This window comes from Bacteroidia bacterium (genome assembly GCA_027493955.1).
Classification (GTDB): Bacteria; Bacteroidota; Ignavibacteria; order SZUA-365; family SZUA-365; genus JAOSJT01.
In genome coordinates this window covers 4,769,569-4,793,082 of the sequence record JAOSJT010000001.1, presented here as the reverse complement: position 1 = coordinate 4,793,082, position 23,514 = coordinate 4,769,569, and the positions used below count along the sequence as shown (strand labels likewise).

12 protein-coding genes and 1 tRNA gene are annotated in these 23,514 nt (G+C 57.2%); 8 read left to right on the top strand and 5 right to left on the bottom strand.

The window, feature by feature from the left end:
* Positions 1–120: 120 nt before the first annotated feature.
* The 4 genes from plsY (at position 121) to M5R41_18130 (ending at position 9,405) form a co-directional block, all read left to right on the top strand.
* A complete protein-coding gene (gene plsY, locus M5R41_18145) occupies positions 121–822 on the top strand; it encodes a glycerol-3-phosphate 1-O-acyltransferase PlsY (protein ID MCZ7558321.1) in 702 nt (233 codons plus the stop codon).
* Between the two features lie 62 nt (positions 823–884).
* Positions 885–1,889 carry an NAD(P)-dependent glycerol-3-phosphate dehydrogenase gene (locus M5R41_18140; GenBank protein ID MCZ7558320.1) on the top strand — a complete coding sequence of 335 codons (1,005 nt, stop codon included), beginning with the start codon at positions 885–887 and terminating at the stop codon, positions 1,887–1,889.
* Entirely contained in the window at positions 1,889–6,967 is a 5,079-nt protein-coding gene (locus tag M5R41_18135; GenBank protein MCZ7558319.1) for a sigma 54-interacting transcriptional regulator, read from the top strand. The genes M5R41_18140 and M5R41_18135 overlap by 1 nt, the downstream gene beginning before the upstream one ends.
* Before the next feature lie 200 nt (positions 6,968–7,167).
* Positions 7,168–9,405 (top strand): T9SS type A sorting domain-containing protein, encoded by a 2,238-nt coding sequence (locus M5R41_18130; protein ID MCZ7558318.1) that lies wholly within the window; start codon positions 7,168–7,170, stop codon positions 9,403–9,405.
* A 532-nt stretch (positions 9,406–9,937) separates the two neighbouring features.
* Here M5R41_18130 and M5R41_18125 read toward each other — a convergent pair.
* From M5R41_18125 to M5R41_18105, 5 genes are all read right to left on the bottom strand, one after another.
* A complete protein-coding gene (locus tag M5R41_18125) occupies positions 9,938–10,591 on the bottom strand; it encodes an LPXTG cell wall anchor domain-containing protein (GenBank protein ID MCZ7558317.1) in 654 nt (217 codons plus the stop codon).
* An 8-nt stretch (positions 10,592–10,599) separates the two neighbouring features.
* On the bottom strand, positions 10,600–12,972 hold the full coding sequence (locus tag M5R41_18120) for an OmpA family protein (GenBank protein MCZ7558316.1): 2,373 nt from the start codon (positions 12,970–12,972) through the stop codon (positions 10,600–10,602).
* Between the two features lie 76 nt (positions 12,973–13,048).
* Entirely contained in the window at positions 13,049–13,699 is a 651-nt protein-coding gene (gene clpP, locus M5R41_18115; protein MCZ7558315.1) for an ATP-dependent Clp endopeptidase proteolytic subunit ClpP, read from the bottom strand.
* A gap of 17 nt (positions 13,700–13,716) precedes the next feature.
* Positions 13,717–15,147, bottom strand: coding sequence for a trigger factor (tig, locus tag M5R41_18110; GenBank protein MCZ7558314.1), 1,431 nt, complete (start codon positions 15,145–15,147; stop codon positions 13,717–13,719).
* 36 nt (positions 15,148–15,183) lie between these two features.
* Positions 15,184–15,265, bottom strand: a tRNA-Leu gene (locus M5R41_18105).
* Positions 15,266–15,505: 240 nt separating this feature from the next.
* Between M5R41_18105 and M5R41_18100 the strand changes: the two genes are divergently transcribed.
* From M5R41_18100 to M5R41_18085, 4 genes are all read left to right on the top strand, one after another.
* Positions 15,506–15,874 (top strand): hypothetical protein, encoded by a 369-nt coding sequence (locus tag M5R41_18100; GenBank protein MCZ7558313.1) that lies wholly within the window; start codon positions 15,506–15,508, stop codon positions 15,872–15,874.
* Entirely contained in the window at positions 15,871–17,070 is a 1,200-nt protein-coding gene (locus tag M5R41_18095) for a transposase (protein MCZ7558312.1), read from the top strand. Before M5R41_18100 ends, M5R41_18095 begins: the two co-directional genes overlap by 4 nt.
* Positions 17,071–17,869: 799 nt before the next feature.
* Positions 17,870–22,246, top strand: coding sequence for a CusA/CzcA family heavy metal efflux RND transporter (locus tag M5R41_18090; protein MCZ7558311.1), 4,377 nt, complete (start codon positions 17,870–17,872; stop codon positions 22,244–22,246).
* Positions 22,246–23,511 carry an efflux RND transporter periplasmic adaptor subunit gene (locus tag M5R41_18085; protein MCZ7558310.1) on the top strand — a complete coding sequence of 422 codons (1,266 nt, stop codon included), beginning with the start codon at positions 22,246–22,248 and terminating at the stop codon, positions 23,509–23,511. The genes M5R41_18090 and M5R41_18085 overlap by 1 nt, the downstream gene beginning before the upstream one ends.
* Positions 23,512–23,514: the final 3 nt, after the last annotated feature.

Here is a 23,514-nt window from a genome sequence, read left to right as displayed (position 1 = left end):
GCCGGGAGAGCTCCCGGCGGCGACGCGGTAAAAAAACGTATGGCGATGAATTATTACGTTGATTTTGACGTACGGGGAGGATAATTTGTTATGATTATGTGAACATTGGAATGAGTTTCCATGTACCTCCTCAGCCTCATCATCATCCTCAGCTACATCGTTGGTTCCATCCCCACGGGATTGCTCGTATCGCGCCATTTCAAAGGTATTGATATTCGCAAGCATGGCAGCGGAAATATCGGCAGCACCAACGTGATGCGCATGCTCGGCTGGAAGCTCGGTTTGCTCGTGCAGGCCGGTGATGTGCTCAAGGGGCTGTTCGCGGTACTGGTAATCGCCCGCCTCCATTACGGAGATTTCCCATTCAACAACCGTACACCGTTCGACGACATCACCATCGTGCAGATCATCGCGGGATTGGCCGCGGTACTTGGTCACATTTTCAGCGTCTTCCTCAATTTCAAGGGCGGCAAGGGCATCAACACCGCCGCAGGCATGCTCGTCGGCATAGCGCCGATCGACATCTCGATCGCGCTCATCGTGTTCGCGCTGGTGCTGTTCACCACCGGGTATGTTTCGCTTGGATCGTTGAGCGCCGCAACAGCCTTCCCTTCGACACTGTTCATTCGCTACAATATTTTCCACGTCGATATCCCGAGCTATCACACGCTGATCCTCTTCAGCATCGCCACGACGTTGTTACTGTTTTACGCACATCGGTCAAACATCAAACGCTTGCTGGCCGGACAGGAGAATCGCTTCAACAAATTCCGGATTCTCGGCAGGAACCTCGGTTCCACGATGAAAACGTTCCTCTTCTGAAGCCGTAGCGGCTTCGGGGCCCGGCGCACCGGGGCTTTTCACTACGATCGTACAGGGCAGGTATGAAAATCGGCGTCCTTGGGGCGGGGAGCTGGGGTACCACGCTCGCCGTCCTTCTCTCGAATAACAACCACAACGTGACGCTCTGGTCCTGGTCCGCAGAGGATGCGGAGACCATGCGCGCATCCGGCCGTAACACGGTGTATCTGCCCGACTTGCCGCTCCCTGCCGCACTCCGGATCAGCTGTGATATCACGCAAACGTGTACTGACGCCGACCTCCTCGTCGTCTCTACACCCACGCAACATATTCGCGCCGTACTCACGGGAATCCCTGTTGATCTGTTGCGTGACCCCATCCTTGTCAATGTGGCGAAGGGCATCGAAAAGGACAGCCTTCTGCGCGTCTCACAAGTCATCGCCGATGTTGTCCCCGGTTTCGATCCGCATCGCTATGCCATTCTGTCCGGGCCCAGCCATGCGGAGGAAGTCGCCCAGCAGCGACCCACCACCGTCGTAGCCGCGTCGATAAACCCACGGACAACCGCACTGACCGCACAGGTGTTCATGACCGACACATTCCGCGTCTATGGCAGCGACGACGTGGTCGGCGTGGAGCTTGGCGGAGCGCTGAAAAACGTGATCGCGATCGGTGCAGGTATATGTGACGGTTCTAATTTCGGCGACAACACCAAGGCCGCGCTCATCACCCGCGGCATCGCCGAGATCCGCCGCCTCGGGGTGCACCTTGGGTCGGATCCGCATACGTTTGCAGGTCTCTCCGGTCTTGGCGATCTTATCGTCACAACAATGAGCCGTCACAGCAGGAACCGCTACGTGGGTGAACAGATCGGCAAAGGGCGGAAACTTCCCGACATTCTGCAGGAGATGCGAATGATCGCCGAAGGCGTGGACACAGCGCGCTCCGCGCACGATCTCGCTGTACGTCACGGTGTGGAAATGCCCATAGTGGCGCAGATGTATGAAATCCTCTTCAACGGCAAAGATCCCATTCTCGCCACGCAGGAATTGATGACGCGACAGGCGAAAAACGAAGTGTGGTCGTAATGGTTCCTGTGGAGGATGCACACCCCGTTATTCCCGGGTACTCGGTACTCGCCCGCGTCGGCACCGGCGGAAACGGGACGGTGTATCGCGTCGCGCGAACGCAGGACGGCGTGGAATTCGCCCTGAAAATCCTCAACACCGTCAACGCGGAACAGCTAACGCATCTGCAATCGGAATTTCGCATACTCAGTACGCTCGACCATCCGAGTCTTGTGCGCGTCCACGAATTCGGGTATTTCGACGACGGTCGTGCATGGTTCATCATGGACTGGGTAGAGGGAGCGACGCTCGCACCGGCGCATGTGCGAGGCGCCGATGGAGGCTTCGATGCCGTTCTCTTTGCGGAGCTCACCGCCGACCTTTCCGCAGCGCTTGCCTACATCCATTCACAGCATATTTTCCATGGTGACCTGAAACCGGAAAACATCACGGTAACGGAAGAGCGTGGCAGGCGTGTCGTGCGTCTGATGGATTTTGGTCTGAGCGGAGTACGGAACGGATCCGGTATCAGCGGAACACTGGAGTACATGGCGCCGGAAATCATTCGCGGCGAAGCCCCCAACGCCGGTACCGACCTGTATGCCCTCGGCTGCTTGCTCTTTACCGTCGCGACCGGCCGTGTTCCGTATGAAGCCGATGCACCGGCGACTCTGCTCCGGAAACATTTGTATGAGGCAATACCCGCGCTTCCGGATGATATTCCCGCCGCCCTGGCAGCCTGGATTCGGACGCTCATGGACAAAGAAGCACGGTTGCGCTATCGGAGCGCTTTTCAACTCCATAAGGCTGTGTCGGAGTTTCTTGGGCGCGCGCCCGGCATTGCGGCGTCGGGGGACTTGCGGCGCATTCGGCTACCGGAAATCGAAAGAGAGCAGGAACACGCGCGACTCACCGAGCTGCGAAACGAGGCCTTGTTGCGTCCGGTCGTGCTGTGCGTTGTCGGTCCTGAAGGTGCCGGCACGTCGCGTATGCTCCGATCGCTCGCCGCCGATCTTCAACTGGACGGCGTCCGTGTCCATCGCGCCAGCGGCGGTCTCGACATGGGAGTATTTTCTCCGATACTACGTATCATAGCCGCCCTCGCGCCGGGTGCGGACGAAGGCGACAGACGCTTTGCCACCCTTGCCGCGACCTTTCCGGGTGCGCTGCCCGGTGTGCGACCCGCGGAACTCCCCGCGTTGAGCGGTGACGGAGAGCAGCTCCGTGTGTTTCATGCAGCAGCGGAAATTCTGACGCCCGGAGAAGAGAGCTGCGCCCTGATATTCGACAACGCAGACAAAGCGGATACGTTTACACGTGATTTCCTGGCCTTTTTCGCTTCCTATCTGGAGGCCTCCGGAACATCCGCATTCCTGTTGGCGCTCGGAAGCACCGATACGGATCTTGCCGCGCTCGCCGATGTCAGCGCCTCGCCACTCTGGCAGCTCATGGTACTCGAAGCGCTGCCGCGAAGCACAACCGCCCATGCCCTCCGCGAATTGCTGGGTGAGGTCTCACCCTCCTTTATCGACGTCATGCACCGGCAGAGCGGAGGCGTTCCGGGAAAACTCGAGGAACTGCTGAACTTCTGCGAGGGCGAGGGGATCCTCGTTGCCACCGAGCACGGCTGGCTCGTCCACGAACGCGATAATCTTGGCGCTGTGTTTCCCGCGACACTCGTTCAGCGCTACGAACGCATACTGAAGCGCCTCAGCGACGAGGAACGCGGCATCCTTTCCGCGGTCGTCGCAGCCGCACTCCCGTTATCTCCGGACGCGTTGCAGTACGCGACGGAACTGCCCGCTGAAACCATCCGAAAGGGACTCGCAGTACTCGTTCAGGAACATCTGCTCGACGCAGCGGACAATGGGTTCTATCCGGCACATGCGGCCGTGCGCGAAGCGATGGATACACCGGCGACGAGCATCCACCGTGCGCTGTATTCCTTCTTCCTCTCCCATCCTCCCCTGTTCGACCGTGAAGCCGTGCTGGCGCATCACGCCCTGGCTGCGGATTTGCGCGACGAGGCTCGTCCTTTGCTGCTCTCCGCCGCGAGAGAACGGGAACTGCGCTTCGATTACGCCGGAGCCGCTGCGCTTTTGCGTAATGCTCTCACTCTGGCGCAGCACGACGCCGCACTGCGTTTCGACATTCTCGACAGGCTCACCCGGCTCAGTAACATTCTCGGGAAACGCGAAGACGAACAGGAATTCATCGAGGAAATGTTGCTGCTCGCGGCCCAGTCACAATCTCCCGATAAACTTGCGAGCGTGTACAGAAATCAGACCGAGTATTATCTCGCGACCGGAGAGTATGACCGCGCCCGGCGGAGCGCCGAAAAGGCGCTCGGATATTGCACCGAAGCTGATGACATTTTAGGGCAGGCGTTCTGCCATCAGAAACTCGGCGTGATCGAATACCGCACCCAGCCGGGAGAAACGGTACTGCGGCGTTACGAACGCGCTCGTGACCTGTACGCAACAGCCGGCGCAGCCGTGGACGAAGGAAATATTCTCGTGGACATTGGCCTGGTGTACAGTTCCATGCTCGAGGATGCCGAAAGGGCCTTCGAACATTTTCGTCTCGCAGAGGCCATCTTCGAGGCCTGCGCCAATCCCAGGGGACTCACGCGCGTCTTCGGAAACATGGGGACGCAATTCTATGCGCTCGGAAACTATGAGGAAGCGCTGCGCTGTCATTCGCGCGCAAACGAATTGGCCAAACAGTCCGGCGATCGACGCCTGATCGCCATTTCCTGCGGATCCATGGGGCAGTGCGAAATCGCTCTTTGCCGCTACTCCCCCGCCCTGCTGCACCTGCAGGAGGAATTGCGCATCGCCGGTGAACTCGACGACAGTTACCTCAAGGGGAAATGCCTCGAGAATCTTGGCAACGTCTACATGACGCTCGGCGCTTACGACCGAGCGGTCGCCTCGTTACAGGAGGCCTTGTCGCTTGCGGAGGCATCGGGCGACGTCGTCTCCGCGGCGAGCTGCCATATCGATATCGCGGGCTGCCTTATCGAGCGCAGGGATTTCGACGGCGCACAGAAGTTGCTTGCGAAAGCAGAAGCACTGCTCTCGAACGTCGAGTATTTCAACGTCACCGCCATGCTCCACTACCGGTATGGCATACTCCATATCGCACGCTCCGCTGATGGGGACATGGAAAAGGCCCTGGAGGCCTTTAATCACCTGGCAGACATCGCCGACCGTCAGGGCTTCGATTCCTATTCGATTCTCTCCCGCTCCTACGCAGGGCTGGTGAATCTCCGTCTCGGCCGTGCATCCGTCGCCCTGGATCTCTCCGGTGACGCCATGCAGATGCTCGACGAGCGGGGGCCACTTTACGGCGGCGCGCACGATATTCTTTTTAACCACGCTCTTATACTGCGGGCGAACAGAGCGCAAAGCGAGTCGATGGAACTGATCGAGCGCGCATACACCGAGCTGATGCGCAGCGCCGACAGCATTTCCGACCCGCAGATGTACCGAAGTTTTCTGGACGACGTGCGTACCAACGCTGCGATCATCCGGGAACAGGCGCTGCGACACAGAAGCGACTCGCCCGGATCGCTCACCGCTGTTCGCGAGCAAAACCTTCGCACACTGTATGAGGTGGCGAAGAAAATCAATTCCGTGCTCGACCTCGACACGCTCCTTGACAGCATCATGGACAGCGCGTTGGAGGCAATGAACGGCGAACGGGGAATGATATTCCTCATCGAAGACGAGCAGCTCACGCTGAAAGCCTCACGGAATGTGGAGAAGGAAACCATTCGCGATGCAACCGAGATCAGTCTGAGCATCCTCCGCGACGTGCTGCACGGAGGCAAACCGATCATCGTATCCAACACATCGCTGGACGAATCTTTCAGCCGGCGGGATTCGGTGGTGAATTTCAACATTCACTCCCTGATTTGTGTCCCCATGCGGTCGAAGGATACGATTACAGGCACGGTATACGTGGATTCGCGTTCGGATGCCGTGTCGGCGATGTCGTTTTCCGAAATCGATGCCGAATTTCTCGAGGCCTTCGCCAATCTCGCGACCATCGCCATCGAGAACGCGCGGTTGCATCGGTCACTCCAACAGGAAAATCTGTACCTGCGACGCGAAGTACAGCAACGCTTCGGATTCGAGAGCATCATCGGGTCCAGCGGCCCAATGCAAAAACTCTTTTCCGAGACGCAAGTCGCCATCAACAGCGAAGGCAGCGTACTCATTTACGGTGAGAGCGGCACGGGCAAGGAACTGATCGCAAAGGCGATCCATTACAATGGCCCCCGCAAGGAGAAGCATTTCGTCGCGGTGGATTGCGGCGCGCTTCCCGACACATTGCTCGAGAGCGAGTTGTTCGGATACAAACGGGGAGCCTTCACGGGCGCGGTGGCGGATAAGGCTGGTCTCTTCGAGGAAGCCCATAACGGCACCTTGTTCCTGGACGAGATTTCGAATACCTCGCTCGCATTTCAGGCGAAATTATTACGCGTATTGCAGGAAGGCGAGTTCAGGCGCGTGGGCGATCCCAATACACGAATGGTAAATGTGCGCGTCATCTGCGCCACCAACACCAACCTGCAGGATGCCATCGCGAACAACGCATTCCGGCAGGATTTGTTCTACCGGCTCAACGTCATTCCCATCACCGTCCCCCCTTTGCGCGAACGTCTCGCCGACATTCCGGAGCTGGTGCAACACTTTATCGTGAAGTACAACGCCCTGCATCCGAGCGCTGTCACCGGCGCATCGGCCGAGTTGATTGCACAGTTGCAACAGCAGCAGTGGAAAGGCAACGTCCGCGAACTGGAGAATCTCATCAACCGCATGATCGCGCAGGCATCCGAAGCTTTGCTCACGACGAAAATGATGCCGCAAGAGTACGGTACGATGAGCCGCGGCCCGGACAGCGACACAAAATCGGAATTATCGGTCTCGTTACGTGCCCCGAAACGCCTGACCACACTTGTCGACGTCGAGAAAGAACACATCACCTTCGTTCTGAAACATTGCGATGGGAACAAGACGGAAGCCGCAAAAATCCTCGGGCTGAAGCGCACGACGCTTGTGGAAAAAATGAAAAAACTCGGGATGATGTAGCGTCGGGATGCTGTCGTCTCCTCTCAATTTGGCGTCAACATTCCGTCACCTCTCGTGAAATAGCCCGCATTTACCCTGCTTCAACGGGTATTTTTTGGCACAACTTTGGCATACAACATTAATGTAACTTTAATCTTGACATCGTTGCATTCCATCGTTGTGAGGCGTATTTTTATTCAAGCCATAGTAGAGAGCCATTTGTGAAAACCCTGTCGTCATACTTTCTCGTCGTCTTGCTGCTCCTCGCCGTTTCGGCGCAGGCGCAGAATGGCGCACCCGAGAACCTGACGGCATCGGTGAATTCAGACGGCCATGTGGTGTTGCAGTGGCAGACGCCGGCTGGGTTCATTCCTTCGGAGTACCAGATCTGGCGTGGGTACATCGTTCCGGACATGGTCCTCGCGCAGATTCACGGACCAACAGAGCTGTTTACAGACTATCGCGTCAAGCCGGGTGACACCTACAAATACGCGGTTGTGGCTGTGTACTCCAAGGATAATTATGCGCCGGCATATACGTCCATTAAGGTCGTGCCGCCCCCCAGTTATCTGCGCTTCGTTTCCGTTCCCCGTGCGACAGCGGTCGTAGGCAAGGATTATTTTTACATCACCGAGACAAATGTTCCTGACCGCCGCGATATCAGCATTATGCTCGTTGGCGCGGTACCTGACGGTATGCGTGCCGAGCGGCTGTTCGACGGAACGAGTTGGATACATTGGGTTCCGAACAAAGTCGGCCAATACAATATCACGGTGCAGGCCACCGACCAGGCCACCGGCGCTCAGGCCTATCAGGAATTCACCATAACCGTCGCCGACAAACCCGGCACGGTGCAGGGCTGGGTCAAGAACACCATCGGCGATCCGCTTCCGAATTCCACTGTCCGCGTCTGGAGCACAAGCCCCGGGTATTATCTCAAGTATGAGACCACCACGGATGACGACGGCAACTTCCTCCTGGAAGATGTGCAGCAGGGGCAACTCATTGCGTTCGCGTCGGAGCCAACCGGGGCATACGCCGCACGATTTTATATCAACGCGAACACGATCAATGACGCCATGCAGCGACCGCTCAAGGCGGGTGAAACGCTGGATTATCCCTTCTACCTCCTTGCCAAGGATGGCACGCCGGCACCGGTGAGTGGCCGCGTGGTTGATCTGAATGATGAAGCGGTTGCCGGAGCGAAAGTGTCCTTTATCCGTAAAGAGCATTTTATTCAAATCGGCGATACGACGCAGGTCAATTCCTGGCAGGGAACGGCTCTGAACTGGCGTGAATCTATTGTTGATACGGCCCTCACGACGGGCCTCGACGGGAGATTTGTCGCACATCTCCCCGTTGGTCAGGATTACTACACGGTAGTGGAAAAGGAAGGGCATCTCCGTTCTTTCCTCGGTGAGCAGACGAACGCCATGGAAGCCCGCGCGATTCGCGTTGAGAACAATCTCTCGTTGAGCTATACGATTCCGGCCGTCAATACGACCAGTAACAAACTGATCGGCAAGGTTCTCAGCCAGGTAACCGGTGTCAGCAAACAGGCGACGGTCGTGCTGATAGACAGCGAGCTGAAGCGCGGCGCCGGCGGCACGCACACCTATCGCAAGTATCGCTCCGTTGTTACGGACACCAACGGCGTGTTCATTCTCGACAATCTGCCCGATTCACCGCCATCAGCGTTGCTGGCAATCCCCATGGATGCCCGCCTCGCTCCGCAGTACTATCATTCTTCGGGCGGACGCATGAACTTCCGTGAAAGCGAGGAACTCACCCCGCTCGGCACGGTTCAGAATATCGATTTCGAGCTGAAGAGCACCACGCGCAGCGGTCTGGGTTCCTGTTTCGGAAAGGTGGAAGTGGATAGCGGACAAAGCCGCACACCGCTCTCCGGTACGCTGGTCATTGCCGAGCGCGAACGGGACGGCAGTATCGCAGGATACTCCATCACCGACAGCACCGGCTGGTACTCCATCACCGGGCTGGATCCGGATAATTATCTCGTGTACGCCGACCATCCCGAGTACTCCTACGCTGCGCGCTACACGGCCGCCATACCGAGCAGAACGATGCCCGTCCCCGTAACCTACATATCGGCGGACGACCGTAACCGTATCCTGGATGTCGACTTCCTGATAACCGATCTGCAGACGACGGATGTCGAGGCACCGGTTACTCCGTCGAGCATCGTCCTGCATCAGAACTACCCGAACCCGTTCAATCCTACGACGGAAATCCGCTTCTCCCTCCCGCAGCGCGCTCATGTCACACTTCGCGTCATCAACACGCTCGGTGAGGTCGTCGCCGTTCTTCATGAAGGAGTTGCCGACGCGGGATCGCACGCTGTGACCTTCAGTGCGGGAAACAATCCCAGCGGTGTGTATTTCTATCAGCTCCTTTCCGACGGTAAGACGCTTGGACGCAGCATGATGCTGACCAAGTGATCCGGGCATCAGGACATGTATGTGAGTCGCCAATGGCGGCTCTTTTTTTTTGTGCATGCAACACAATGAGCCGACGCGGAGCTTCGGACCGTCATTCATGGGGGAAAAGGCGAGTGCCTCCGCGCGCGGACAATGGAAGTGGGCGATACAGGTATCGCCCATTTTCCGAAGGACAGCTGTAAGGATCTTCACGGATTGATGACGATACTTCCCGCCTCTGCGTACCGGTTCGGCCAATATTCGAACCTGCCCGAAAGCAAAAATGGGCGATTCATGTATCGCCCACTTTGCGGGAGAGCGGCGCGACAGAGGCGGATCAATGCGGATCACCCGCATTTTTCTAAACTGTTTCGAGGAAAAATTGCGGGCGCTCACGGCCAACAAAAAAATGGGCGATTCATGTATCGCCCACTACTGTTACCAAGATGAGGAAGGTCTATGGGGTTGACGGGGTTTGAGGACGATTATCTCCTCGGAACACTTCACCCGCACGACTCATGTGTCAGGAGGACCTCAGGAACGACAAGACAGCTCATTCCTTTTTCCGACGACGAAACGCAAATATCGCAATCAAGAGCACAACGACGCCGATCACCGCAAGGACGTATACCGTGCTGCTCCCCGCAGTCGCCGAAATACGCGCGCTGATGACATGATCGGCGTTGAGTTCGGAAAGCTGAAACTTCCAGAAAGCGGTTCGTCCTGATGTACTGTCGGCATTGCTCTCCAGAATATCACCCGGAAATTCGTAGCTATACCGTACCGAGAACGCGTCGAGCGAGGCATCACCGGATGAACTCGCCGCGCCGAGGGTGTGCGTCAGTCGAAATTGATCCCCTTCCCGCAACCAGCGAAACTGCATATCCTTGAAACCACGAAGATCCGAAAGTTTCTCGATGTTGTCGAACTCCAGCTCCACGCGTACGTGCCGTGACGAGTCCTTCGCTTCGGTAGTGACACTGAGAACGTGTATGTCCACACCCTCCCCGCTGTACTGCTCCCGCACCTTGTCTTCGGTGAACGCGAGATTGCCGTCCTCCAACCAGCTCATCACATTTTCAGCGATCGAGTAATGAATAGTGAGCTTCCCGGATCCGTCCTCCGACAAGACGGTGTGCTGCTCATAATTGAGACAGCCTGGCAGAAGCAGAACAAACAAAGCAGCCCAACCGATACAACGCGCCATTGTCACACTCACTTGATGGTTTCAACAAGAATTTGAACAGTACGGCAGTAAAAACGCCCTTCCGGCAGGTCGTTATCATACAGCAACGACGTTTCACCGACTCCTTCAGCGCGAATCGAACGGCCCTGGAGCCTGGGAGACAGCGCATCGCGTACCGCAGACGACCGTCGTTGCGAGAGTGCGAGGTTGTAGTCGTCCGCACCCATACGGTCTGTGTACCCCCGTATCAGGACCGACGATCGTTCCGTCAAACGCTCGGCGGCGAGATCGAGAAGCTGGAGATTTTGCGAACCGAGATCCGAACGATCAAAATCGAATAGTATGAGGCTGATTTTCTCAATTGTTCTGTCGGGGAGTTGTTCGAGTTGCTTGCGCTCCAGCGTCACCAGGGAAACCGGTATTTCCTGCGGCGCTGTCGTCACCTCAGAGCCGTCCGTATCCCGGGCGTACAATGTAAAGCGCAAAGGCGATTCAACAACCGGTAAAGCACCGTCCAATCCCCGCCAGTTCCAGGTGATCGAATCAGGATAGCTGCTCAGCCCCTCGTTCTCGCGGAGAATGGTGTTGCCATGGCGTACTTCGAAGCGCCAGCGGTTCAGACCTGCAGTCGCGGTAATTGAGGGATGGAATCGCACAAAGGGCGGTTTGAGTACCTGCTGAACCTCTTCGATCTGCAGTGGTGCCAATAATGCCGGATTGTTGGAGGTGATTTCCACACGACGGTTCTCTTCCCGTCCCTCAGGGGTTTTGGAACCGGACGGTTTCTCGGGCAGACCGCGGGATTGAACCGCGATGCGATCCGCTCCGATGCCCCAGACTTCCGTCAGGTAACGCGCTACCGCTTCGGCACGCTGTCGGGCGACTGCCGACGCCTCACTGCCATCAGTGGTGCCTGTAAGTGTCATGCGGAAGGAAGACTCAAGCCGCATGCGATACCCGTATATGTTCAGCAGATGATGATAACGGTCAAGGGTTGCATCGGGGAGGGAGGAAACAGAAAACGTTGCGGCTTGTTCCGGCGTAAGCATCGCGTATCGAGCCGGAATCTCTGCACTGTTTTCAGGGAAAAACACGTAATTCAGCAGCGGGAGCGTTTCCCGTCGGGTTTCCTCCTCGATGGTAAGTCCGCCCGTCGAGGATGCGCCATGAAGAAGCGAGAAATCCAGCACGTCCGCAGTGACGGAAGCTTCGAGCCGAGGCAACGGTTCGTCCTTACGAAGCAGAAAATCGTGTGTGACTTCGTCGTACACCGTGTGATTGAGAAAATCGAAGCGCTCGCTTGCCGGCAAGTACGGATCGCCTCCATCGGCTGCGACATCGTACACCGCGCCCGCGGGTAATACGATGACGTACTCGCCGGTGTAGGCATTGCTCTGTTGCACACTGTATTCCCTCCCGGAAGCGCTCTCGGTAACGCGCAGCGTGGCTTCCAGCGGCGCTCGTGTGCGCGCATCCCGGACGGTACCTGAAAGGACAATGACAGCGCCGGGGGGAAAAGGATTCGGCTCCGCGCGATACACATCGTAGCTGCCAAAGCCACCGTCGCGGCGCGAGGAAAAGAAGACGACCATGCCCTCTGCGGACAGACTGAAAAATTCGTCGTTCCCTTCGGAATTCAATGGCCGTCCGACATTCGTCGGTTGTGACCAGGAACCGCGGATGTGGCGGCTGACAAACATGTCGGTTCCTCCGAGGCCCGGATGACCGTCGGAAGCGAAATAGAGTGTGCTGCCGTCTTTTGCGATGAAGGGGGACACCTCATCCCGCGGCGTATTGATCGGTGCTCCTGGATTCACCGGGACTTTCCATTTTCCATCCTGATCCTGAGAAGTCATCCAGATATCGAGCCCACCCATGCCGCCCGGCCGATCGGACACGAAATACACCGTCCGACCGTCCGCGCTGGCTGAAGGCTGCGATTCCCAATGCTCCGTGTTCACCGGAAACCCCATGTTGCCTGCTTCCGCCCATTCGCGTCCATCGAGCTGTGAAAGGTACAGGTCGGATTTCCCGAGACCGTCGGGCCTGTCGGCGGCGGCAAAGAACAGAATCTGGCCATCAGCGGAAAGTGACGGCGATCCCTCGTTGGTTTCGCGATTGATGCGGTCTGAGAGTCGCGCAGCGCTTGTCCAGAAATCCCCGTCCAGGGTGCTCTGCCAGAAATCGCGCTCGAACGGCGCGGTGGGATTTCCCCTGGTAAACATGAGCCGTCTGCCGTTCGCCGTGATGGTGGGAGAGAATTCATCCAGCGCCGAATTCACCGCGGCACCGAGATTGGAAATCTCTACCGGGTACGTCCGGATTTCCTCCGCGGGAGGAGAGGAGGAGCATGCCGCGAGGCACAGAGCGAAAGGTATAATGGCAAAAAATATTCGGCTCATGGAAGCTCTCGAATAAAAACGGTGGACATGCGCATGTCCACCGAATATACGACAGGAAGGCCGTGTAGCGAAACCCTTACGCTTCGGCGGAGGGTTTCTGCTTGCGTTCGAGCACGGAATCAATGATACCGTACTCCACAGCCTCGGCTGCGGTCATGTACTTGTCGCGGTCCGAGTCCTGGGTGATCTGCTCCACGCTCTTTCCGGTATGCGTGGAAATGATGCGATACAGCTCGTCGCGGGTACGTATCATCTCGCGCGTGTAAATTTCGATGTCGGTGGCCTGGCCCTGCGTTCCGCCCATGGGCTGATGGATCATGATACGGGAATGCGGCAGCGCGATGCGCTTTTTGGCCGCGCCACCGGCCAGCAGAATAGCGCCCATGCTCGCGGCCATACCGACGCAAATCGTGGATACGTCCGCGCGTATGTATTGCATGGTGTCGTATATGGCCAGTCCCGCAGAGACACTGCCGCCTGGACTGTTTATGTAGAGAAAAATGTCCTTTTCAGGATCTTCTGATTCCAGAAAGAGCAGCTGCGCAACGATGAGGCTGGCGATGTGATCGTCGATCGCCGTCCCGAGAAACACGATGCGCTCCCGGAGCAGCCGCGAAAAGATGTCCCAACTGCGTTCGCCGCGTCCGGTGGTTTCCACCACGATGGGTACGAGCTGATCCGTCGGCGCTGTGGCCTGGCTGGAGAATTGCATGGCAAATGGATGCATGGTATATCCTTCTGTTCTTACTTCGTTTCTTCCGGGGCGGCGGTGCTTTCCGCGTCACCGGTGGAGGCCGGTGCGTGATCGTGGTCGTGATCGTGGTCGTGATCGTGATCGTGATCGTGATCGTGGTCGTGATCATGCCCCGCGAGGCCACTCAAATCCAGCGGCGCAAGGCCCGTTTTGGAGATGTCGTTGTCGTCGACCTCCTTGATATCACAGAACGTAAAGAGACGGTCCATGAGTTTCGCGACGAGCAAATCCTGCGTGTACTGCGGAAGTTTTTTGTAGAATTCCAGCAGCCGCTCCTTGTCCATCCCGAACTGCGCACTGTCGGTTTCGGCCTTTGCTTCCAGATCCTCGTCGGTGACGGTGATGCCCTCGGCTTCGATAATGGCGTCACGGACGAACATCCACTTCGCGGTGAATTCCGCCTGCGGAGTTCTGAGCTTTCGGAATTCCTCCTCATTGAAATCGGCCGGCACGGTCTTGTCCGGCATACGCTGCTTCAAATCCTTGAGCATATCGTCAAGAATCGAATTGACGACGCTCGTCGGTACGGCGATCGGATTGCGTTTGACCAGCTCCGAAACGAGGTCTTCTTCCAACTGCCGCTTGTAGCGATCGGTCCAGAGTTCCTCGAGCCGTGCACGGATGAACGCATACATCTCCGCCACCGTTTTCGCCTGCTCGTGGGAGACCGTAGCGGCGAACTCGTCCGTCAGTTCCGGCAGCGAAACGGCCTCGACGGTTTTCACGAGTATGCGGGCACGTTCCACATGTTCATGATCTTCGTGCTCGTGCGAGAATTCCACGTCTTTTTCCTCGCCGGCCTTCATGTTGTAGAGTTCCGAGATCAGATCGCGGTTCATCTGCTCGTCATCCATGTCCACCTTCATGTTCTCATTGCGGCGATCGGGGATCGGCTCACCGTTGGCGTCGAGCATTTGAATGTCTATGGTGACGAGGAAGTTTTCATCCGTCGGCATCTCGGCGGGCGTGAGGATGCGCTGCGATTTGCGCAGCCGCAGCACTTCCTCCTCGACTTCCTCATCGGTGATCACATGCTGCAGTTTCTCGAGTTGAATGCCCTGGTAATCCCCCACCGTCACATCGGGGTAGGTTTCGTAGTCAACCTTGATGGTGAGCGTACCACCGGGTTCGTAATCCAGCGTGTGCAACACCGGCTGCCCGATGGGATGGATGTCGCGCTCCTCCAACGCCTCGCGAAAATAGGTATTGGACAGCTTTTCGATAATCTGATACTCGATGGCTTGTCCGAAGCGCTTCTTGATCATCTGCAGAGGTGCCTTGCCGCGACGGAAGCCCGGGACAGTAATGTCCTTCGCTTCATCCCTGTAGGCCTTCTCGAACAGCGGGCGCAATTCCTCATACGGAACGATGATTTCGATTTCGTGATTGACGTCGGTTTTCGAATTGATGAGAACTTCCAAAGCGGCTCCTCGGGGGTGTACGTGAAACTCCGGTTGTGCGAATGGGGGGACTCGAACCCCCACGGGTTGCCCCACCAGATCCTAAGTCTGGCGCGTATGCCAATTTCGCCACATTCGCGGCGTACGATCCTGTTGAACATTCGATGCAACAGGTCAATCCTAGCTAAGCAAAATACGGGATTTTCACGACTAGACAAAGGAATCCGGCGATTTCGGAACGCATCTGATCCGATTCCCGGATGGGTCTTTATTTGCAAGCCACTGAGTGCGACATTTAGTCGAACTCAGTGACATTCTGTTTTCGCACATTGCGGAAATGCTTGCGTTTTTATCATTCTTGTAGTATATTTACAACAATATGAAGCAGCGCCCTGTCGGACCCATCGCCGCCGCGTGGCGGAAGCGAAAGTACTCCGCCCTCAAAATCCTCGACATCCCGGATACCGCGTTGCCCGGATCCCTGTCGATGAGCCACACGCGATGCGGCAACCCCAACTGTCATTGCGCTCACGACCAGGGGCATCCCGCCTGGTCCCTGACCTTCATGTCCGACGGCGTCAAACGCGTTATCCGCATCCCCAACGAATGGGTCGAGGAAATCCAGCGTCGGGTCGACACCGGACGCCGTCTCCAGGATGCCCTCCGTGAGGTGCTCACCGCCAACGCGGAACTCCTCGCCCTCGAACGCGCTCAACGGCCCCGTCGCGCCAAACCCAAACAACAATGACCCATGCCACCCTCGGTGGAATCAAGCACTACATGCGCCGGTCTCTCGGGCTCGGCGCGTGGCTCGACTCCCCGGGGGATGGACGCGTGGCGATGGAGATCACCGCGCGCGATCTGATCTGGGCCTTGCTGGCCAGCACCCTTCTGCGCATCGGCAGCGCCCTGGGTGCGGCGCGCACCCTGACGAATGCCTCGCAGCGGAGCACCGGACTCGTACACACCTTTGGCGATGATACGCTGCACTACTTCACCGAACGCCTGAGCGTCGATGCCCTGCGACGGACACTCTATGGGCTGGCGCGGCGCATCAAACGCATGAAGGTCTTAGAGAACACTGCCCACATCGGATTGGCGATCGACGGAACCGGAGTCGGAAAACTGACCAAGTGCTGCTGTCCGTGGTGCCTGCCCGTGCGCAACAGCGCGGGCACGGTCCTCGGATACACCCATAAACTGACGGCTTTGAGCATTGCCGGGGTCGGTCTTCCGCTTTTGCTCGATATGGAGCCCTACGGTCCGGCCGACAGCGAGTACGGAGCCGCGCAGCGCTTGCTGCGACGGGCCAACGATCTTCTCGGCCGCGGCTTCGCCGATTATCTGGTGGTGGACGGGGGCTTTCCCACCGCTCCGTTCCTGCATGCGGCCACGGCACTGCACATGCCGATCATCGCACGATTGAAAGGGAATCTCCCCTCCATTCTCCAGCAGGCCGAACAGCGCTTTCACCTCGATCCTCCGTGTGATCGCTACAAGGAGGGGGAGGACACCTTCGAACTTTGGGATGAACGCTTCCCTCCATGGGACGCCCTCGATTGGACATCGGTGCGCGTGTTGCGCTACCGGCAAACCAAGCCCGACGGGACGGTGATCGAAGCGATGTGGCTGACCAATATTGCCAAGCGCACCATGGGCAGCCGCAATCTGGTACGGGCGGCAAAGGCACGCTGGGAGATCGAGAACGAAGGCTTCAACGTCACCAAGAATCAGTACCACTTCGCGGTCAATCGACATCATCAGGGAAACAGCATGATGGTGCAGTGGTTGCTGACGTTCCTGGCCATCAACATCGAGCGACTCTACCGCATCCGCTATCTCCATCGCGGGACGCATCCCATCATGGAGAGCATCACGTTGTGGAATGCCTTGTGGGCGTCCCTGGAGCCACGCCACTGGTATTGGGGCAGGGCGCCTGGATAACAAGGGGAACGGTCCGCAACGACCCACCTGAACTGTATCTTGCCGACGGACACACCGCCATCCGATCCCGATCTGATGGGAGGGAGGCAATTCTCGCTGCGCTCGAAAACCTCCCACATGCTATGCTGGCATCGGCCTCCGACACCTCGACAACAGCGACTTGCGTGAATACAACGCGCAAACAGGGCCGCAACTCCTTGTGGGATCGGCGTTTCCCCATGGCTGCCGAAATCGCTGGTCGTTGTGACTTGCATTGAAAGTGGATTCGTGATAGATTAGCTTCATGTACTCAAAGGTAATCCTTCTTGTCATACTGATTTCTTTCTCAAGTTCGATGACCATCCCGTGCAGCGAGATGCTATTCGGCATATCCGGCCAGACAAGGTCTGAAACCACGTACAATCAAACGACAGGGAGTACAGGTGAATTACACCCCGAGCGTACTCGTGAGCGTCACACAGACATATGCACATGTCCATGTCACATACCCTTTCTGACAGGTGAATACCTCGCATTGCGTGGTACGGCTATCGTTGCACCAACCCACATCTACGCTAGTCTCAACGCCTGCCCAGGCACCCTCCCAGATATCTTTCATCCTCCTGTTCTGATCTGAAGTCGCGCCTGAACGCGCAATTCCGCGCCGATCAGGACGTTACGCTGCACTGAAGCAGTGCCGTACGGTTCCAGCGTCTGCTCAACGCTTTCCGTACGGATTCGCCGCTGCGCTGATTCGGCAACAGTCTCCATTCACAGCCCGTGCCTGGAACACATGCATGGCACCAGGAGGATCCTCCATATGATCGAAGGTATCATTCGTTTTTCAATACGCAACAAGCTCATGGTGAGCCTGTTCACTCTTGCCCTCCTGACGGGTGGCATTTTCGCGATGCTCGGACTTCCGATCGACGCTGTTCCCGACATCACCAACAATCAGGTCCAGATCATATCACGCGCTCCCTCGCTCGCGGTACAGGAAGTGGAAAATTTCATAACGGCGCCTATCGAATTTTCCGTCACGAATATCCCGCGCGTGATTGAGCTGCGGTCGATCTCACGACTCGGACTCTCGGTCGTAACGGTCGTTTTCGAGGAAGGAGCAGACATCTACTGGGCACGCCAGCAGATCGGCGAGCGGCTGCGTGAAGCCGAAGCACACATCCCCACCGGACTCGCGGAAATCGAACTCGCTCCGGTCTCCACCGGACTTGGCGAGATTTTTCAGTACACCCTCGAGATAGATCCGGCGCAACGCGGCAAGTATTCGCTTGAGGATCTGCGCACGATGCAGGACTGGATCGTCCGTCGCCAGTTGCTGGGCACAAAAGGTGTCGCCGATGTCAACAGTTATGGTGGCTTCGTCAAACAGTACGAGGTTGCAGTGAACCCTGAAAGGCTTCGGGCACTGGGCATCTCAATGACCGATATCTTCGATGCTCTCGAGAAGAACAATCAGAATACCGGCAGCGCCTACATCGATCGCAAACCGTCGGCCTACTTCATCCGCGGTGTTGGCCTCGTGCGCACGCTTGAAGACATCGAAAATGTTCCCATCGCTCGAGTGAACAATCTACCTGTGTTAATCCGAGATGTCGCCTCGGTCCGGTACGGGCACGCGACGAGATACGGGGCGCTCATCTCCGATACCTCGGAAACAGTCGGCGGCGTGGTGATGATGCTCAAGGGAGAGAACGCCAATCTCGTGATCGCTAATGTCAAAGAGCGGTTGGAGGCTATCCAGAAATCGTTGCCCGCAGACGTGCGCATTACACCATTTCTCGACCGTTCGGACCTTGTCGGACGAGCTATCAGCACAGTATCGCGCAACCTCATCGAAGGCGCGCTGATCGTGATCCTGGTGCTCGTACTGCTGCTCGGCAATCTTAGGGCTGGTCTGATCGTCGCGTCGGTCATACCGTTGTCGATGCTGTTTGCGATTATCATGATGCGTCTATTCGGCGTGACTGGCAATCTGATGAGTCTCGGTGCGATCGATTTCGGCCTCATCGTCGACGGGGCCGTGATCATCGTCGAGAGCATTGTACACCGATTCGTAAAGCATCCTGACATCTTCACACAAGGGCAGGAGCGCATCGATCAAGAGGTGTTCGCTGCATCAAGTCGAATCCGCAAAGCTGCCGCGTTTGGAGAAATCATCATCGTTATTGTGTATCTCCCGATTCTTGCTCTCGTTGGGATCGAGGGTAAAATGTTTCGTCCCATGGCCCAGGTGGTTGGTTTCGCGATTCTCGGAGCCTTCCTGTTGTCGCTGACATGGGTCCCAATGATCTCGGCTGTCATCTTTCGCGTGCGTCACTCAGGGCGGCAGAATGTTTCCGATAAAATAATGGATGCGCTCCATCGGGCGTTTGAGCCCGTGATAGGATTTGCCCTCCGGAGAAAGCGTATCGTGGTTGGTTGTGCTTTAGCACTGCTGCTCGTCGGCGCGCTGTTATTCGGACGCTTGGGCGGGGAGTTCATTCCTGAACTCGAGGAGGGTGACCTCGCCGCACTGGTGATCACTCTGCAGGGAAGTTCGCCCTCGCATACGGTTGAGGTGGTGCGCACCGCCAATGAGATCCTGCGGAAGAACTTCCCCGAGGTGAAGCACTTAATATGCAAGATCGGACCGGGCGAGATCCCGACCGATCCCACACCGATGGAGACAGGCGACTATATCATCACGCTGAAGGACAAGAGTGAATGGTCGAGTGCGAAATCGCGCGAGGAACTCGTCGAATTAATGGAGGAGAAGCTCGCAGTGATTCCGGGTGTGAAGTTCGAATTCCAGCAACCGATCCAGCTTCGCTTCAATGAGCTGATGACGGGGTCGCGGCAGGATGTCGCGGTGAAGCTGTTTGGTGACAATCTCGACACACTGGCTGAGCGTGCGGAAGCAATCAACGAGCTCATCGGCGGCATTCCCGGCGTGGAGGATCGAAACATCGAACGTGTGACAGGGCTTGCACAGATCGTGGTCGAGTACGATCGTGCACGACTCGCTCAGTTCGGGATTCCGATCGAAGAGGCAAACCGGGTGCTGAGGGCAGGTTTCGCCGGCACGGAGACTGGTGTCGTCTTCGAGGAGGGTCGGCGCTTCGATATGGTTGTCCGGTTGGATCCTCACTTCCGCACCGATATCGACGACATCGCCTCGTTGCCATTGACACTTCACGATGGAACGCAGATTCCACTTGAGCAGGTAGCGCGCATTGGCATTCAGTCAGGACCGGCGCAAGTGTCACGTGAGAAAGCGGCCCGCCGGCTGACCGTGGGTTTCAATGTCCGCGGTCGTGACATCCAGTCCGTGGTAGAAGATGTACAACGTGTACTCGGTGCGAAGCTGCGTCTTCCTGCCGGGTATTACCTCGCCTATGGCGGGGAGTTCGAAAATCTGACCGCTGCGCGAAACCGGCTGGCCATAACAGTTCCCGTAGCCCTGCTCCTGATCGTGCTGCTTTTGTACTTCACGTTCCATTCGATGAAGCAGACGTTGCTCATCTTCTCGGCAGTACCGCTGGCAGCGGTCGGCGGTGTGTTAGCGCTCCTCGTACGCTCGATGCACTTCTCGATCTCGGCGGGGGTGGGATTCATCGCGTTGTTCGGCGTCGCAGTGCTCAACGGTATCGTGCTCATCTCCGAATTCAACGCGCTCGAGCGCGACGGCGTGACAGATATCGAGGAACGCGTGCGGAGGGGCCTGAAAACACGCTTGCGCCCTGTAGTCATGACCGCCGCTGTAGCATCGCTCGGCTTCCTTCCGATGGCTATCTCGACGTCAGCGGGTGCGGAGGTACAGCGCCCTCTTGCCACCGTGGTCATAGGCGGTATCCTGACTTCGACGATTCTGACACTGGTTGTGCTTCCTGTTCTGTATGTACTCGTGACGCGTGGAGGGTGGTTCCGGCGTGGATGGTTCCGCCTCCGGGGGCACCGTACCGCCGTGACCGCCGCTATTGCACTCTTCCTGTGCTCGGCTGCTCCCACCCAGGCGCAAGAGGCGATTCCGACCGGACTCACGCTGGACCAAGCTATCTCGCGTGCGATCCGCACCAACCTCGAAGTGACCGCCGCGGAGAGGGAGTATGAGGCGGCGGACGCCGCACGCGGTGCCGCGTGGGATGTGGGCAAGACCAGCATCGACTTCGAGTATGGGCAACTAAACTCGCCAATGAACGACAACGCCTTGACCCTCGCACAGACCTTCTCCTTCCCAACACTGTATCTTTCGCAGCGCCGCCTGGCGGGGGCGGTTGCTGATCGCGCAGGTGTGCTGCGATCGGGCACACGGCTTGAAATCGCAACACAGGTCAAGCGGTTGTACTGGCAAATCGTGTATCAGAGCGCGATGCGCCAACTGCTGTCATCTCAGGACAGCCTCTACAGCGGCTTCCTGCATGCAGCTGAACTTCGCGCGAAGGTCGGTGAAACGACAAAGCTCGAGGCGATGACGGCACGATCGCATCAAATGGAAGTGCGGAACCAACTTCGCGAAATAGAGATCGACCAAGCGACTGCGGGACGCACTCTGCAAGTGCTTCTTAACGTCGAGCAAGCAGTCCGGCCCCTCGATACCACGCTGCCCGCAGCCACGGAAGTTTCTTCCATCAAGGACGGAGCGACCGGTAGTCCCCATCGCCTACTCCCTATTTTAGATAGCGAGATAGCGGAGAAGGAGGCCACAGTAGAGCTGCACCGCATGCTTCCCGACATCAGTCTTGGGCTGACCACACAGACGATGAACGGAGTGGCGGATCCGAACAGTGGACGCCTCTATCCCTCCGGCCAGCGCTTCACGGGCGTGCGAATAGGCGTCGCTGTTCCGATTTGGTTCCTCCCCCAAGTCGCGAAAGTGGAGGCCGCCGGCATCCGGGCCGAGGCCGCACGCGCGCGCTCGGAGTACCGCTTACGCTCGCTTGACGTCCAAATCAGGAATCTGCGCGATGACGTCACGAAATACCGGAATAGCCGGATGTACTACGAAGAGCAGGCGCTTCCCGAGGCACAGCAGATCGAGCAACAGGCCGTGAAGGGGTACAGTTCCGGTGCGATGGACTATCTCGAGTACGTACAGTCCATCACCCGTGTAAACGAGATCCGTCGTAGTGCCTTGCGAGCGTCGCTTGATCATCTTATGTCAGTCATCACCCTAGAATATCTTGAAGGAATAGAGTAATGAATCGATTAATGGAATCCGCGAAGACATTTTTCGCCTGCATGACCGTAGTTCTCGTCGCGTCAGGTTGCGGCGAACGGAGCGGGTCAGACAATGCGCACAACAATCCGGCAGAAATGAAGACTTCGGCTCCCACCTCTGGACTCTCCGAACATCCTGTTACTACTGATGTGGAGGAGCATGAAGAACTCGCTGAGAACATCGTTGAACTTTCGCAGGATCAGATCGCACTTGCAGGCATCTCGTATGGTACAGCTGAAAAGCGTACCATTGGCGACGCTCTGCGGGTCACAGGAACCGTACGGTCGACACCTCAGGGTACCGCGTCTGTGAGCATGCCCTTCGGCGGCTTCATCAAGTCGACATCGCTACTGCCCGGTACGTCCGTGCGCAAGGGCCAGGTGCTTGCAACCATAGTGAACACTGAGTTTGTCGACCTTCAGCAGAACTATCTGGATGTCAGGCACCGCCTCGGATATGCCGAAGGCGAATTTAAGCGGCATCAGGAGTTATTCAAGGAGGACGTCTACTCACAGAAAAGTGTACAGCAGACAGCTTCGGAATATCAATCGCTGAAAGCACAACTGCGAGGGCTCGAGCAGAAACTCGCCGTGCTCGGGATCAATCCGGCAACGCTGAATGAAGACAACATCACGGCCGTGTTGCCCGTTCGATCACCTATCAGCGGCCACGTTTCGGGCGTGAACGTCAACCTCGGTAAGTACGTCTCGCCGACCGACGTACTCTTCACGATTGTCGGTTCGGAGCAGCTCATCCTTGAGCTCACCCTGTTCGAAAATGACGCGCGTACAATCGCGTCTGGGTCGTCTGTGCATTTCACTGTCAACAACGAGAAGCATGAACACTCCGCTACTGTGTATCAGGTCGGCAGTTCAATCACCGCATCCCGAACCTATTTGGTCTATGCTACGGTGCGCCCCCCATGTCCAAACCTCCTCCCCGGCATGTATGTGAATGCGCGAATCGAGCGCGGTGACCGCCAGGCCTACGTCGTACCAAAGGAAAGCGTCGTCTCTTTCAACGACGTTTCGTACGTACTGGTATTCGAACGGCAGAAAAGTGAGAATGGAAAACCGTTCACAGAATACCGGTTCATCAAAATCCGTGCAGGCGCCTCCCGCGAAGGTATGATTGAGATATCTCCGCTTGAAGAGGTCGATCTCCAACAAGCGAAACTTGTCATCAAGGGCGCATACGCACTCCTGTCCGCGAAAAGGAATGCGGGCGAAATGACATGCGGATGAGGT

Coding starts and splice junctions, on each gene's coding strand:
- plsY (MCZ7558321.1), top strand. CDS start 121: ATGTACCTCCTCAGCCTCATCATCATCCTCAGCTACATCGTTGGTTCC.
- M5R41_18140 (MCZ7558320.1), top strand. CDS start 885: ATGAAAATCGGCGTCCTTGGGGCGGGGAGCTGGGGTACCACGCTCGCC.
- M5R41_18135 (MCZ7558319.1), top strand. CDS start 1,889: ATGGTTCCTGTGGAGGATGCACACCCCGTTATTCCCGGGTACTCGGTA.
- M5R41_18125 (MCZ7558317.1), bottom strand. CDS start 10,591: ATGGCGCGTTGTATCGGTTGGGCTGCTTTGTTTGTTCTGCTTCTGCCA.
- M5R41_18120 (MCZ7558316.1), bottom strand. CDS start 12,972: ATGAGCCGAATATTTTTTGCCATTATACCTTTCGCTCTGTGCCTCGCG.
- clpP (MCZ7558315.1), bottom strand. CDS start 13,699: ATGCATCCATTTGCCATGCAATTCTCCAGCCAGGCCACAGCGCCGACG.
- M5R41_18100 (MCZ7558313.1), top strand. CDS start 15,506: ATGAAGCAGCGCCCTGTCGGACCCATCGCCGCCGCGTGGCGGAAGCGA.
- M5R41_18095 (MCZ7558312.1), top strand. CDS start 15,871: ATGACCCATGCCACCCTCGGTGGAATCAAGCACTACATGCGCCGGTCT.
- M5R41_18090 (MCZ7558311.1), top strand. CDS start 17,870: ATGATCGAAGGTATCATTCGTTTTTCAATACGCAACAAGCTCATGGTG.
- M5R41_18085 (MCZ7558310.1), top strand. CDS start 22,246: ATGAATCGATTAATGGAATCCGCGAAGACATTTTTCGCCTGCATGACC.